This window comes from Methylobacterium sp. 13MFTsu3.1M2, from assembly GCF_900112625.1.
Lineage (GTDB): Bacteria > Pseudomonadota > Alphaproteobacteria > Rhizobiales > Beijerinckiaceae > Methylobacterium.
The window spans coordinates 25,305-39,635 of record NZ_FOMM01000005.1 but is presented as its reverse complement, the minus strand read 5'-3'; the positions used below and the strand labels follow the sequence as shown (position 1 = coordinate 39,635).

The 14,331-nt window shown below is 75.3% G+C and carries 8 protein-coding genes; 4 read left to right on the top strand and 4 right to left on the bottom strand.

The window, feature by feature from the left end:
- Position 1: 1 nt before the first annotated feature.
- Together BM314_RS04825 and BM314_RS04820 are read right to left on the bottom strand one after the other, a co-directional pair.
- Positions 2-1,156, bottom strand: coding sequence for an ABC transporter permease (locus BM314_RS04825; protein WP_056532696.1), 1,155 nt, complete (start codon positions 1,154-1,156; stop codon positions 2-4).
- Positions 1,157-1,204: 48 nt separating this feature from the next.
- Positions 1,205-2,380 carry an MFS transporter gene (locus BM314_RS04820; protein WP_091977181.1) on the bottom strand — a complete coding sequence of 392 codons (1,176 nt, stop codon included), beginning with the start codon at positions 2,378-2,380 and terminating at the stop codon, positions 1,205-1,207.
- 145 nt (positions 2,381-2,525) lie between these two features.
- On the opposite strand from BM314_RS04820, the gene BM314_RS04815 reads away from it, so the two are divergent.
- Positions 2,526-3,812: a hypothetical protein gene (locus tag BM314_RS04815; RefSeq protein ID WP_091977179.1), complete on the top strand. Its 1,287-nt coding sequence runs from the start codon at positions 2,526-2,528 to the stop codon at positions 3,810-3,812.
- A gap of 103 nt (positions 3,813-3,915) precedes the next feature.
- Entirely contained in the window at positions 3,916-4,356 is a 441-nt protein-coding gene (locus tag BM314_RS04810) for a DUF1489 family protein (RefSeq protein WP_091977177.1), read from the top strand.
- 69 nt (positions 4,357-4,425) lie between these two features.
- On the opposite strand, the gene BM314_RS04805 is transcribed toward BM314_RS04810, so the two are convergent.
- Complete coding sequence (locus BM314_RS04805) at positions 4,426-11,895, bottom strand: apolipoprotein A-IV repeat region-like domain-containing protein (protein ID WP_091977176.1); 7,470 nt, start codon at positions 11,893-11,895, stop codon at positions 4,426-4,428.
- Between the two features lie 288 nt (positions 11,896-12,183).
- On the opposite strand from BM314_RS04805, the gene BM314_RS04800 reads away from it, so the two are divergent.
- Entirely contained in the window at positions 12,184-12,504 is a 321-nt protein-coding gene (locus BM314_RS04800) for an Hpt domain-containing protein (protein WP_091680223.1), read from the top strand.
- 133 nt (positions 12,505-12,637) lie between these two features.
- Positions 12,638-12,958 carry a 2Fe-2S iron-sulfur cluster-binding protein gene (locus BM314_RS04795; protein WP_020092346.1) on the top strand — a complete coding sequence of 107 codons (321 nt, stop codon included), beginning with the start codon at positions 12,638-12,640 and terminating at the stop codon, positions 12,956-12,958.
- Positions 12,959-13,127: 169 nt separating this feature from the next.
- Here BM314_RS04795 and BM314_RS04790 read toward each other — a convergent pair whose 3' ends face one another.
- Positions 13,128-14,303, bottom strand: a complete 1,176-nt coding sequence (locus BM314_RS04790; protein WP_091925916.1) for a vWA domain-containing protein — start codon at positions 14,301-14,303, stop codon at positions 13,128-13,130.
- Positions 14,304-14,331: the final 28 nt, after the last annotated feature.

Here is a 14,331-nt window from a genome sequence, read left to right as displayed (position 1 = left end):
CTCAGAAATCGATCGCGGCGAAGAACACCGCGAACAGGCCGTCGAGGACGATGACCATGAAGATGGACTTCACCACCGAGGCGGTGACGTGACGGCCGAGCGATTCCGCGGAGCCCTCGACCGCGAAGCCCTCGATCGTGGCGATCACCCCGATCGTCAGCGCCATGAACGGCGCCTTGATCAGGCCGACCATGACGTGGTGGACGCCCACCGCCGCCTGGAGCCGGACGAGGAACTGGTCGAGGGTCAGGCCGCCGTAGAGCATCGCGGTGAGGCCGCCGCCCGCGAGCGCCGCGAGGTCGCCGATCAGCGTCAGCATCGGCAGGCCGATCATCAGCGCGAGCACCCGGGGCACGATCAGGATCTCGACGGGGTCGAGGCCCATGACCCGGAGCGCGTCCACCTCCTCGCGCATGCGCATGGAGCCGATCTCGGCGGTGATCGCCGAGCCGGAGCGGCCGGCGACCATGATCGAGGTGAGCAGCACGCCCATCTCGCGCAGGATCAGGAGGCCGATCAGGTTGACCACGAAGGTCTGGGCGCCGAAGCGCTGGAGCTGGAAGATGCCCTGCTGGGCGACGATGCCGCCCACGAGGAACGAGATCAGCACGATGATCGGCGTGCCGTTGAGCGCCACCTGCTGGATCTGGTTGATCAGGGCGTTGCCGCGGAACGTGCCGGGCCGCAGGGCGACGCGCCCGCAGGCGGCGATCAGCTCGCCCAGGAACGCGAGGGCGGTGACGAACTCGCGGCCGCCCTGCACGGTCCGGCGCCCGGTGGCGTCGAGCAGGCCGACGACCGGGCCGTGCCGCCGCGGCGGCGGCGCGTCCGGCTCGCGCAGCCGGACCTCGCCCAGCAGGGTGCGGTGCTCCGGGCGGGCGCCGAGATAGGTGAGGGCGCTGCCCGCCTGCTCGATCTCGGCGCGGGTCCGCTCCAGGACCCAGGCGCCGAGCGTGTCGAGGCGCTCGATCCCCGACAGGTCGACCGCCACCGGCCCGGCGCGGCCGGCCGCCGCGATGCGCGCGGCCGCGGCCTCGACGGTCGGGGCCTGGTCGGCGGTCCAGCGGCCGTCGAGCGCCAGGCGGCCGTCGGCCGACCGGTCCCGCAGCGCGGCGCCGGCCAAGGCGCCGGGAACAGTGCCCTCGCTCAGCAACACCCATACTCCTCGATCGAGGCACCACCCTGCCCGGCGGTTATGACGACATTACGGTTGACGATCCGTCTCCAACCTCACCCCCCGCGCGCGGCGGGACGCCAGGGCGAGGCCCAGGCCGGCGGCGGCGAGTGGCGCCATCAGCAGGAAGGCGAGGGGGCCGCCGGCCCGGTAGGCGACGCCGCTCCCCAGGGTCGCGACCACCGAGATCCCGGCATTGACCGCGCTGAGCGTGCCCTGCGCCCGGCCCCGCGCGCCGTCGGGGGCGTAGGCCGAGACCGCCGCCATGGCGCCGAGCTGGGTCGCCCCGAAGGTCAGGCCGTGGAGGCACTGGAGCGGCACCAGCGCGGCGAGATGGTCGCCGAGGAGGTACATGCCGATCGCCCGCAGGATCGCCGCGACGGCCCCGGCGCCGAGGAGCCGCACCGGGCCGCGCCAGGCGGCGGGCAGGGCGGGGAGGCCGGCGAACAGGGCGATCTCGGCCAGCACCCCGGTCGCCCAGAGCGCGCCGACCCAGGTCGGCGGGATGCCCTGGCCGGTCCAGTAGATGCTGCCGAACCCGTAGATCGCCCCGTGGCTCGCCTGGATCGCGGCCGCCGCGCCAATGCACAGCCAGAGCCGCCGCGGCAGCCGCGTCCGGCCGTCGCCCGCCGCCGACGGCGGCAGGGCCGCCACCGCGCGGCTGCGCCACGCCACCAGACCCGCGCCGAGGGCGAGGCCGGTCAGGAGCAGCGGCACGGCGAGCCGGCCGCCGAGCGCCGTCAGCAGCAGCCCGCCCGCGAGGTTCGCCAGCAGGAACGCGATGGAGCCCGCCATCCGGATCCGCGCGTAGGTCAGGCGGGCGTCTTGGCGCACGGCCGCGAGCGTCAGGTAGTCGATGCAGGGCACGAGCGGCGCGCCGGCGACCGCGTTGAGCACGACCAGCCCGGCCAGCAGCGGCCACCCGATCCCGGCCGCGGCGGGCATCAGCGCGTAGGTCAGGCTCAAGGCGAGGCTGCCGAGCAGGATCAGCCGCCGGGGCCCGAGGCCGCGGTCGAGGAGGCTCATCAGCGGCGCCGTGGCGGCGATCCGCGTGGCGATCGGCAGGGCGAGGAGGAGACCGATCACCCGGGCATCGAGCCCCAGGGCGTCGAGCCACAGGGGCATGAACGGCATCGCGATGCCGATCTCGGTGAACACCACGGCGTAGAGCAGCGACAGGCGCGCCGGGCCGGACGGGCGGGGCAAGGCGGGTCTCGACGAGCGGGGTGAGCAGGGAGGTGGGACCGGGAAGGCGTCCGTAAGCGCCCGTTAAAGGCCCTCTGTCAAATTCGCCGCGATTGGCGCGCATCGGGGCCGCCGCCGCGCCCGCATTCAGCGTCCAGAGAGGCCCATGTTCGGTTCCGTCAACCCGAGCGCGCACGCTTCGGCCGAGTACGAGGCGATCGAGGCGACGATCAGCGCCAGCGAGCGCGGCCGCTGGTTCCTCGCCGAGTACGCCCGGCGCAACCGGGGCGCCGAGACCGAGGTGCTGCTCGGGGCGATCGCGCGGCTGGAGCGGAGCGTCACCGCCGACCGCGGGCAGGAGGCCTTCGGGCACCTGCGCGGCAATCTCCTCGACATGGCCGACGCGATCAGCCGGACCAAGGGCGAGATCGCGGCGCTCAACACCCCGAACGGCGACGAGACCCGGCTGACGCAGGCGTCCCTCGCCCTCGACGCCATCGTGCGCGAGACCGAGCAGGCCACCTCCGACATCCTCAGCGCCGCCGAGTCGATCCAGGAGGCGGCCTGGACCCTGCGCGAGCACGGGGCCGAAGCGCAGGCCTGCGACGCCCTCGACCGCCACGCGACCGCGATCTACACCGCCTGCTCCTTCCAGGACCTGACCGCGCAGCGCACCGCCCGGATCGTCTACACCCTGCGCTACCTGGAGGACCGGGTCTCCGCGATGATCGCCATCTGGGGCGAGGACGCGGTCCGGGTGCCGCCCCACCGGGGCGCGCGGCCGGCCGGCGAGCCGGCCGATCTGAACCAGAGCGACATCGACCGTTACATCGCCATGGACGTGCCGGCCGTCACGGTGGCGGCCCTCGTGGCCCGCCCCGGCAGCCCGGCGCTGCACGAGGATCTGGTGTTCCTGCCGGTCCAGGCGGAGGCCCGGGCGCCGGAGGCCGAGCCGGAGACAGAGGTCGCGGCCGAAGCGCCGGCCGCGCCGGAGCCGGTGGCAGAGGCCGAGCCGGACGCCGTGTCCGAGCCGGGGGGAGTGGCCGCGCTGGCATTCGCCCCGGAGCCGGACCTCGCCGCGCCGGGGGACGGGTCGGAGGCCGCACCCGAGGCCGGCTTGGAGGCCGGCTCGGAGGCCGATCTGGAAGCGGACTGGGCGGTCGATCTCGAGGCCGCCCCGGAGCCGGAGCCGGCTCCGGAGGTCGCCTCCCTTCCCGTCGCCGATCCGTCCGCCGCGGACGCGCCGGAGCCCGCCACCGCGATCGAGGAGGCGTTCGAGGCGGACGTCGAGGCGGACGTCGAGGAGGACATCGCGCCGGACGTGGTCGACCTCACCTGGGGCGAGACCGTCGCGGCGGCGCCCCAGCCGGCGATGCCGCCGGAGGAGCCGGCCCTGAGCTTCGCCGAGATCGACGCGCTGACGCCGGAGCAGCGGCTCGCGCTCTTCGCCTGACGGGTCCGGCCCGGCGCCGGCGCTCCGGCGCAGTTCGACAGGCGCGCGCCGGCGCGGACCCTGCTATCAGGGGCGCCCCCGGCACCCCCGAGCACGCGCATCCGTGGCCCTGCACCTGATCAAGCTCTGCGTCGGTCCCGCCACCATCGCCGACCTCGAGGCCCGGCAGGCCCGCTTCCGCGCGGAGGCGCTCCGGGACGGACGGCAAGCGGCGCCGTTCCACGTCACCCGCACCCTGCCCAAGCGCCACCGGGAGATCACCGGTCAGGGCTCGATCTACTGGGTGATCCGCGGGACGCTGTCCTGCCGGCAGGCGATCACCGCGATCGAGCCGCTCACCGGGGAGGACGGCATCCCGCGCTGCCGGCTGGTCTTCGATCCCCGGCTCGTCCCGGTGGCGCCCCGGCCTTACCGGCCGTTCCAGGGCTGGCGCTATCTCACGGCGCGCGACGCGCCGGCCGATCTCGGGGCCGAGGCCTCGGGGGACCTCGCCGAGATGCCCGAGGCCCTGCGGCGCGAGCTGGTCGGCCTCGGCCTGCTGTGAGGGCGGGGCGGGTCTCGTCGTCCCCGGTACGACCCGCCGGCGCCGCGAGCGGCCCCGGCGGGATCGGTCCTACGCCCCGTCGAAGCGCCCGCTGGCATGGGCCAGCATGGTGTAGACCTTGCCGGTCTCCGAGGTCAGGTAGGCGTCGGTGCGCTTGGCGTCGCTGTCGTTCTTGACCACGTCGCCGAGCAGGCGCTCGAACTCGCTGACGTAGCGGTCGACGCTGCGGCGGAACTCCGCGTCGGTCCTGTAGCGGCGCTGGATCTCCGCGAAGGTGGCCCGGCCCTGCGGCGTGTAGATCCGCGGGTCGAACAGGTTCGGCTCGCCCCGGCGGTACCGCTCCCACAGGTCGACCGCGGTCCGGTGCTCGATCATCTTGGCGATGTCGGTCGAGATCGTGTCGAGGGCGATCCGCCCGGTCTCGGCGGCCGCCACCGCGGGGCGGCGGGCCGCCGGCGCGGGCGCCGGGGCGGCGGCCGGCGCGTCGGCCGCCGGCTCCTCGTCGTCGTCCAGCGAGGCGCGGGTCAGCAGGTCGGACAGCCAGCCGCGCTTGTCGCCGGCCTGCGCCGGGCGGGCGGGCGCGGACGGGCGCGGCGCCTCGATCTTGGCCGTGGCGGGCCGCGGCGTCGCCGCGGGCGCCGGCAGGGCCGGAGCCGCGGGGGCCGCCGTCGGCATCGCCGGTGCAACCGGGGCCGCGGCGGGCGCCGCCGCCGCGACGGCGCGGCCGCCGCTCTCCGCGACCCGACGCTGGGGCTGCGCCTGCGGCTGGGCGACGTCGACCGAGCGGCCGGAGCGGGAGACCAGGGACGACAGCTCGTTGAGGGCCTTGATCTGGTCCGCCACCACCCGGCGCATCTCGCCGGTGGCGTCCTGCGTCTCGCGCGGCAGCTCGAGGACGCCCTTGGCGAGCTCGGCGCGGGTCGCGTCGAGTTCGCCGCGGATCGAGCCCGCCATCTCGCGCAGGGCCGAGAAGGAATCGCCGAAGCTGGCCTGGGCCTCCTGGAAACCGCTGCGCATCTCGCGGGCCGCCTCCTCGATGACCTGCCGGACGCCCTGAGCGGCCTTCTCGCCCTCGGCGCTGGCGCTGTCCTTCAGATCGGCGAAGGCGCTCGTCACCGAGGCCCCGGCGCCCTGGGCCGACTGGGCCAGGGACTCGCCGACGCTGCGGGCGCGCTCCTCGGCAGCGCGCAGGGTCTGCTCGATGGTCTGGGCCAGGGCGGTGCCGTTCTGCTCCAGGGCGGCGGCCCGGGCCTCGAACGCGGCCAGCGCCTCGGTCAGCTTGGTCTCGCGGCCCGACAGGGCCGAGTCGAGGCGCTCCTCGATGGCCGCCAGGGAGGCCGCGGCCCGGTCGAGGGCCGCCACGTGCGCGGCGGTCTGCTCGCCAAGGGAGCGGCCGCGGCCGTCGAGGGTCTCGGCGAGGCGCGAGGCCTCGCTGAGCGCCCCGTCGGCGGCGCCGCGCAGGGCCTCGACTTGGGCCGAGACGCCGGCGCTGGCCCGGCCGGTCTCGGCGGCGATGCGCTCCAGCGCCCCCTGGACCTGCTCGATCCGGCCGGCGAGACCCTGCTCGATCGCGCCGAGGTTGGTGTCGGCGCCGGCCACGAGGTCGGTCAGCGCCGTGTTGGCGGCCTCGATCCGCTGCAGCAGCGCGCCGAGCTCGCGGCCCATCCGGTCGTTGGTCTCGAACAGCTCCGAGAGCGTGCGGCCCGCGCCGTCCTCGACGGCGGCGCGCAGCAGCTCGGCCGAGGCCCGCGACTGCACGGCCAGCTCCTCGGTCCGCTCCCGCAGGCTCTCAGCGAGCGGCATTCCGGTCTCGGCGAGCGTCCGCTCGATCGCCTCGGCCCGGTCCGACAGGGCCCGCGACAGGTCCATCATCGGCCCGTCGATGGCGCCGCGCAGGCGCTCGACATGGCCCTCCAGGCTATCGCCGACGGCGCGGCCGCTGCCCTCGACGCTGGCGAGCAGCGCGCCGCCGCGCTCCTCGATGGCGCGCACCAGGGTCTCGGCGCTCTCGGCGAGGCGGCGGGACAGGGCCTCGCCGCGGGCGTCGACCAGGGCACCGAGCGCCGTGGCGCGGCGCTCGAACCCGGCCCCGAGGGCCTCGGTGCGGGCGTCGATCAGGCCGGCGAGCGCGGCCTCGCGGCGGCTGAGCGTCTCGGCCAGGGCCGCGTTGTGGGCCTCGACCTGCTCGGCATGGGCGCGGGCCCGCTCGTCGAGGGCGGCGACCAGGGACGCCGTGCGCTCGTCCATGAGGCCCGCGAAGGCCTCGTGGCGGTCGTCGAAGGCGGTGGCCAGGGTGTCGGCGCGCTGCGCCACCAGGGTCGCGAACAGCCGCATGCGGCTGTCGATGCGCTGCGTGAAAGCGTCGGCGCGGGCGTCGACGCCGCGGGCCAGGGCCTCGCTCTGCGCCTCGACGGCCTGCGCCAGGGCCGCGGTGCGGCCCTCGACCACGCCGTCCAGCTCCCGCAGCCGGGCATCGAAGGTCTCCACGAGGGCGCCGGTGCGGCCCTCGACGGCGCCGTCCAGGGCGCGCAGGCGGGCGTCGAACACCTCCACCAGGGCGCCGGTCCGGCCCTCGACGGCACCGTCGAGGGCGCGCAGGCGGGCGTCGAACACCTCCACCAGGGCGCCGGTCCGGCCCTCGACGGCACCGTCGAGGGCGCGCAGGCGGGCGTCGAACACCTCCACCAGGGCGCCGGTCCGGCCCTCGGCGGCCGCCACCAAGGCTTGGCCGCGGTCCTCCAGCAGGCCCTCGATCGCGGCGCGCGCCTGCTCGAAGGTCGCCCGCAGGGTCTCGACGCGCGCGTCGACCCGCTCGGACACGTCGCGGCCGGTGCCCTCGACCAGGGCGCCGAGGCGGTTCTGCACCCGGTCGAACAGGGTCTGCAGCTCGCCCGTCCGCTCCTTGAGGGTCTCGGCGAGGCGGTTCTCGCGCTCCTCGAGCAGGCCGGCGATCGCCGGGTTCACGCCCTCGATCGTGGTCTGGAGCGCCTGCGTGCGGTGCTCGATCGTGCCGGCGATCTGTCGGCCGCGGGTGTCCACGAGGCGGTCGATCTCGCCCTGCGCCCGCTCGAACAGGCCCTGGAGGTCGGACAGGCGGGCGTCCAGCAGGTCCGCCATCTGGGCGGGCGCCGCGTCGAGGGTCGTGCGCAGGCCCTCGGTCCGGGCCGCGATGGCGTCGGCGACCTCCTGGCCGCGCCCGTCCACGAGGTCGCGCAGGCCGGCCTGGGCCTCCTCGAACAGGGTGTGGAGGCGCTGCGTGCGGGCGTCGAGGGTGGCGGCGAGCTGGCGCTCGCGGGTCTCCACCAGCGCCGAGACGGCGGCGGGCGCCTCCTCCAGCACCGCGCGGAGGGACTGGATGCGGGCGTCGACCGCGGCGGCGAAGCGGCCGCCGCCGCCCTCGACCACGCCGTCGAGGGCCGACTGGGCCTCCTCGAACAGGGTGCGCAGGGCCTGGGCCCGGGCGGTGAGGGTGTCGGCGAGGCGGTTGCCGCGGCCGTCGACCAGGCTCTCGAGGTGGCCCAGCCGCTCGTCGAACAGGCTGCCGAGCTGGCGGGTGCGGTCGTCCAGGGCGCCGGTGGCGGAGCCGAACGCGCCCTCCAGGGCGGCGACCATCGCCTGCCCGCGGCCGTCCAGCGCCTCGTGGATCGGGCCCATCCGGCCGTCCAGGGTGGCGGCCAGGGTGCCGGCATGGTCGTCCAGCAGGACGCGGATCTGGTTGGTGCGGTCGTCCAGCAGGGTGTGGACCGAGCGGACGCCCTCGTCGAGGAGGCCGCTGATGTCGGCCGTGCGGCTCGACAGGGTGTGGCCCAGGCGGCCCTCGCCGGCATCGAGCATCCGCTCGGCGTCGGCGATGGTCTGCTGGAGCTTGGCGAGCACACTCTCGCCGCGCTGGTCGATGAGCTCGGCCAGCGAGGTGCCGCCGCGGTCGAGCAGGCGGGCGAGCTCGGTGATCCGGCCGCCGATCGCCCCGAACACGGCGCGGCCCTTCTCGTCGAGCTCGCCCGACATGGCGGCGATGCGCTCGTCGATCAGGCGGCCGATGAGGTCGGCGCGCTCCGCGAAGGCCGCGTGCACGGCCTCGGTGCGGGCCGCCAGCGCCGCGTCGGCGTTCTCGGTGCGCTCGTCCACCAGGCGGATCATCGAATCCGCGCGGTTCGCCAGCGCGGCCTCGAGGCCGCGGGTGGCCTCCTCGATGGTGCCGGTGAGGGCGCGGACGCGCTCGGCCATGGCGCCGTCGAGGCCGCCGGTCCGGTCGGCGATCATCGCCACGAGGTCGCGGGTCCGGCCGGCCAGCTCCTCGTCCACCGCCCGGGTGCGCGCCTCGATCAGGCGGATCGCCTCGAAGGCCTGGACGCCGAAGCTCTCGTCCACGAGGCGGGCGCGGGCGTCCAGGGTCTCGGCGATCGCCTGCAGGCGGCCGATGACGCCGGTGTCGAAATGGCCGGCGCTCTCCTCGATCCGCCGGGCGATCTCGCCCGTGTGGCGGGCGATGTCCTGGCCGAGCCCGGAGGTGCGGCCCTCCAGCATCTCCATCAGGCCGCGATGGCCCTCGGCCATGACGCGGGCCATCTCGTCGGTCCGGGCGCGCAGCGCGTCGTCCACGGCGTTCGCGCGGCTGCCGAGATGGTCGTCGATCTGGCCGACCAGCGCCGCCACGGCGGCCGCGATGGCGGCGGCCCGCTCGGCCGAGCGCGTCTCCAGGCCGCCGAGATGGGTCTCGATCAGGCTGCCGGCCTCGCGGGCCCGGGTGGCGATCGTCTCGGCGACGGCCTCGCCCTTGCCGGTGAGGAGGCGGTCCATCTCCTCCAGCCGGGCGCCGACGGTCTCGCCCAGCGCGGCGGTGTCGCGGTTGATCCGGTCAGCCAGGATGTCGCCGCGGGCGATGGTCTCCTGCAGGGCGGCGAGGCGGTTGCCCAGCGTCTCGTCGATCGCCCGGACCCGGCCGTCGGCGGTCTCGGCGAAGCTCGCGCCGGTCTGGCTGAGGGTGTCGGCGATGCGGGCGCCCTGGCTCGCCACGGCGAGCACGATGTCGCGGCCGGTGCCGCTGATCCGGGCCTGGGTCTCGTCGGCGTGGCCGGCGAGCAGCTCGGCGACGCTCCGGCCGTGCTCGCCGAAGGCCGCCTCCATCTCGCCGATCCGGGCGGCGAGGTCGGCCGAGATCGCGCGGGCGGCCTCGGCGAGGCTGCCGGTGGCGTCGCCGGTCCGGGCGGCGAGCTCGCGGTTGAGATCGTCCAGGGCGGCGCGGACCGCCGCGACGGCGTCCGTGCCGCGGGCGCCGAGCTCGGTGCCGGCCCGGTCGGCGGCGTCGCGGAACCGGGCGGTGAGGATCGCGGTCTCGGCCTCGACCGCGCCGGTGACCTCGCCGGAGGCGTTGCGCAGGGTGTCCAGGGCCGCGGCGAGCCGGGCGGCGGCGTCCCGCGTCTGCGTCTCGGCGGCCTGGCTCGCCTGATCGGCGGCGGCCCGCAGCGCGGCGGCCGCCTCCTCGGTCCGCGCCGACAGGGCGGCGGCGGAATCCGCGACCCGGCGCTCGAACACCCGCACGGCCTCGAGGGTCCGGGCCTCGACCGCGCCGGTGGCGTCCTCGGCCGTGCCGCGCAGGGCATCGGTGGCCGCCTCGGCCCCGCGCCGGAGCGCCGCGACCGCCTCGGCGGTGCGGCCGTCGATCTCGCCCGACAGGCCCTCGACGGTGCCCCGCAGCGACTGGACCGCGGAGGAGGCCCCCGTCTCGAAGCCCCGGCCCAGGGCCGCGAAGGCGGCCTCGAGGTTGGCCGCGACCGTCTCGGTCCGGTGCGCGATGCTGCCGCCGGCCTGCTCGGCCGCCGCCGCGACCCGGTGCTCGAGGTCCGCGGCCCGGACCGTCACGGTCTCGTCGAGGCGCGCCGCGATGCCGTCCATCCGCTCGGCGAGGGCGCCGCCGCGCTCCGACAGGGCCTCGGCGATCCGCTCGGCGGTGCCGACGAGGTCGTCGCGCACGGCGCCCGCGCGGGCCGCCAGGGTCTCGCCGGCGCCGCTGGCGGCGAGCGCCAGGGCGGCCTGGGCGTCGCGCCCGCGGCCCTCGATCGTCTCGGCGACCGACAGGCCGGCACTCTCGATCTCGGCGCGCAGCGCGAGGCCGCGGCCGGCGATGTCCTGGGTCAGGGCCGAGCCGGTCTCGGCGAAGCGGGCGGTGATCTCGGCGCCCATGGCGCCGAAGCGCTCGGTCAGCTCCGAGCCGCGCGACAGGAAGGCGGATTCGAGCCCCGTCACGGAGCGCTCGAAGGTCTCGCGCACCGTGCCGGCCTGGCGCTCCAGCGCGTCGCTCACGCGGCTGCCGGTCTCCTCCAGGGTCCGGGTGAGGGCGCCGGCATTCTCCGACAGGCGCTCGGCCAGGGCGGTGCCGGCGGCCTGGAAGGCGCCGGTCGCCGTGCCGGCGCGGTCCTCGAAGCTGCGGGTCAGGGTCTCGCCGACCTCCTGGAAGCTGCCGCGCACCTCCTGGCTGGTGGCCGCCAGCGTGTCGATCAGGTCGCTGCCGCGGGCGGTCATCAGGTTGACCACCCGGTCGCCGGCCTCGCCCAGGGAGGCGGTGATCGCGGCGCCGCGGGTCTCCAGCGCGCCGGTCACGCGCTCGCCCGCGCCGGTCACCGCGGAGACGATCCGGTCGGAGGCACCCTCCAGGTCCTGGCTCAGGCTCTGGTGCGACCCGGTGATGGCGCTGCGCACCCGCTCGGCGTTGGTGACGATCGCCTCGCGCTGGGCCACCAACTCGTCCACGAGGGAGCGGATCCGGATCTCGTTGTCGGAATAGGCCCGCTCCAGGGTGGCGATCTCGCCGCGCACCAGGGTCTCCAGCTCGCCGGCCCGGGCGAGCGCCCGCTCGACGCCGTCGCCCACCGCCGCCACCTCGCGGCGCACGGTCTGCGACATGGTCAGGACCGCGTCGGTGGAAAAGCTCTCGGGCTCGGCCAGGCGCACCGCGACCTCGCCGACCGCGCGGGCGACGAGGCGCATCTCCTGGGCGCGCACCGCCAGCATGGCGGCGATCACGAACAGCACCACCGGGCCGAACAGGGCCGCGGCGCCGACGCTCGCCTGGAGGGCCGAGAGGCCCGACAGGACGGCGCGCAGGTCGCCGTCGGACTTCGACCACGCGATCAGCACCAGGGCGCCGATCCAGACCGCGCCGGCCGCGAGGGCGAGCAGGTAGGGCTTGGGCGAGGAGCGCACCCGCAGGGTCTGCTGCAGGATGCCGATGTTGCGCCGGTCGTCGTTGGCCACGAGCGAGCGGTCGGGGGGCAGGAGGCCGCCCTCGCGGCGGGGGCGGTCCAGGCCCGGCGGCGGCAGGTCGGAGGCGAGCGGCGGGTCGAGGTCGAGGCGCGGCGGCATGGTCCGGCCGGCGTCGAGACCGCCGTCGCGCAGCGGGTCGGCGTCACCGACATCGGGCAGGCGCGGCTCGGCGCGACCGTCGGTGCCGTTCGGCGTCAGGGCGTCGAGGTTCAGCGCCTGCTCGATCGCAGAGAGCGCGGCCTCGGCCGGGTCCTTCAGCTTCTTCTCGGTCGCCATACAACGCCTCGTTACACGGGTTCACCGGCGCCTGGAGAGGCTTGAGCCGGAGACGCAACGCCCCGTTTACCATTACAAGACTAAACTCGGGCAGCGACTGCCGATACCCGAGCCCTCGACCGGCCCCAGAAAAGGTTAACCGAATGGTTACCGGGCCCGTCGCTCGCCGCCTCCACCATCCTGCCGCAGGGGAGGGGTCTGGCGCGATCCCCACCCGGCGAATCAGGGGGTGAATTGTGTGGATCAGATCCGCAATCCCCGACGAATCCGGATGCCGGGAGCCCGAACATGCAGGCCATCGACCCCGCGGAACTCGAGGCCCAGACCGGCGGCGACGCCGACCTGGCCCGTGAGGTCCTGGAGCTGTTCGCCGGCCAGTGCCGGTCGATCCTGCCGCGCCTCGCCGACCCGGCCCTGCCGCGGGCGCAGCGCGCCGACCTCGCCCACACCCTGAAGGGCTCGGCCGCGGGCGTCGGGGCGATCCACGTGCGGGCGCTCGCGGACGCCGCGGAGACGCGCCTGCGCGCCGGCGCCGGGGCGGTGCCGGTCGACGACCTCGCGGCCGCGGTCGCGCGGGCGCTGGCGGAGATCGCGGAGGCGCGCGCCTGACGGTGTCGCCCAATGCGGCGATCGATCCGGGACCGGTGTCTAATGCCGCGCTTGCATTCCGCGTTTCCAGCCGCCAAGCAGGCACGCCGCCCGTCGGACAGATTGCGCTCGACGCGAGCCCGGAGCCCCCAGCATGCCCAAGATCACCTACGTCGACCACGCCGGGACGGAACGGACCGTCGAAGGCAGCGTCGGCGCGACCGTGATGGAGACGGCTATGCGCAACAACGTCCCGGGCATCGACGCGGAGTGCGGGGGCGCCTGCGCCTGCGCCACCTGCCACGTCTACGTGGCCGACGCCTGGATCGACACGGTCGGCAAGGCGCAGGACATGGAGCAGGACATGCTGGATTTCGCCAGCGACGTCCGCGAGAATTCCCGCCTCTCCTGCCAGATCAAGATCACGCCGGCGATGGACGGCCTCGTGGTGACGACGCCGTCCCAGCAGGGCTGAGACGGAAACCGTCTCGGTCGCGCGATCCCCGCCCGTCCTCGCGAGCGCAGCGAAGCGACCCAGGGTGGCGCGACGTCCGCGTATGCGGCGCTGCTGGATCGCTTCGCTGCGCTCGCGAGGACGGCATCGCCTCCGGTCGCATCGCGCTGTGAGGCCGTAAAGGCACCTGTCATCGCACCAGCGCCCGCGCCGCCGCGTCGAGCCCCTCCAGGGTGAGGGGGAACATCCGGCCGGCGACCAGCCGCTGCATCATGCCGATCGACTGGGTGTAGCCCCAGTGCGTCTCGGGCACCGGGTTCAGCCACGCCGCCTTCGGGAAATGGTCGAGGAGCCGCTGCATCCAGGTGGCGCCCGCCTCCTCGTTCCAGTGCTCCACGGAGCCGCCGGGCGTCGCGATCTCGTAGGGGCTCATCGAGGCGTCACCCACGAAGACGAGCCGGTAGTCGCTGCCGTAGGTGCGGATCACGTCGAGGAGCGGCGTCTTCGCCTCGTGGCGCCGCCGGTTCTCGGTCCAGACCGCCTCGTAGGGGCAGTTGTGGAAGTAGTAGTGCGCGAGGTGCTTGAACTCCGAGCGCGCCGCCGAGAACAGCGCCTCCGCCTGCTCGATGTGCCAGTCCATCGAGCCGCCGACGTCCAGGAACAGCAGCACCTTCACGGCGTTGCGCCGCTCCGGCCGCAGCTTCACGTCGATGTAGCCCTGGCGGGCGCTCGCGCGGATCGTGCCGTCGAGGTCGAGTTCCTCCGCCGCGCCGGTCCGGGCGAAGCGGCGCAGGCGCCGCAGCGCCAGGCGCATGTTGCGCGCGCCGATCTCCCGGTCGTCGTCGAGGTCCTTGAACTCGCGCTTGTCCCAGACCTTCACCGCCCGGAAGTTGCGGTTCCCGTCCTGGCCGATGCGGATCCCCTCGGGGTTGTAGCCGTAGGCGCCGAAGGGCGAGGTGCCGCCGGTCCCGATCCATTTCGAGCCGCCCTGGTGGCGCCCCTTCTGCTCGGCGAGGCGCTGCTTCAGGGTCTCGAACAGCTTGTCCCAGCCGAGCGCCTTCAGCTCCGCCCTCTCGGCCTCGGTCAGGTACTTCTCGGCGAGCTTCCTGAGCCATTCCTCCGGGATCGCGGCGGGCTCGACCGCCTCGCCCAGGGTCTCCAGCCCCTTGAACACCGTGCCGAACACCCGGTCGAACCGGTCGAGATGCGCCTCGTCCTTCACGAGCGCGGTGCGCGACAGGAAGTAGAACGCCTCGACGTCGTGCTCCGCGAGGCCACGGTCCAGGGCGCCGAGCAGGGTCAGGTACTCCTTCAGGGAGACGGGGACCTTGGCGTCCCGGAGGGCCGTGAAGAACTGCAGCAGCATGCCGGGAGAACGCGCCAGCCGGGCGTCC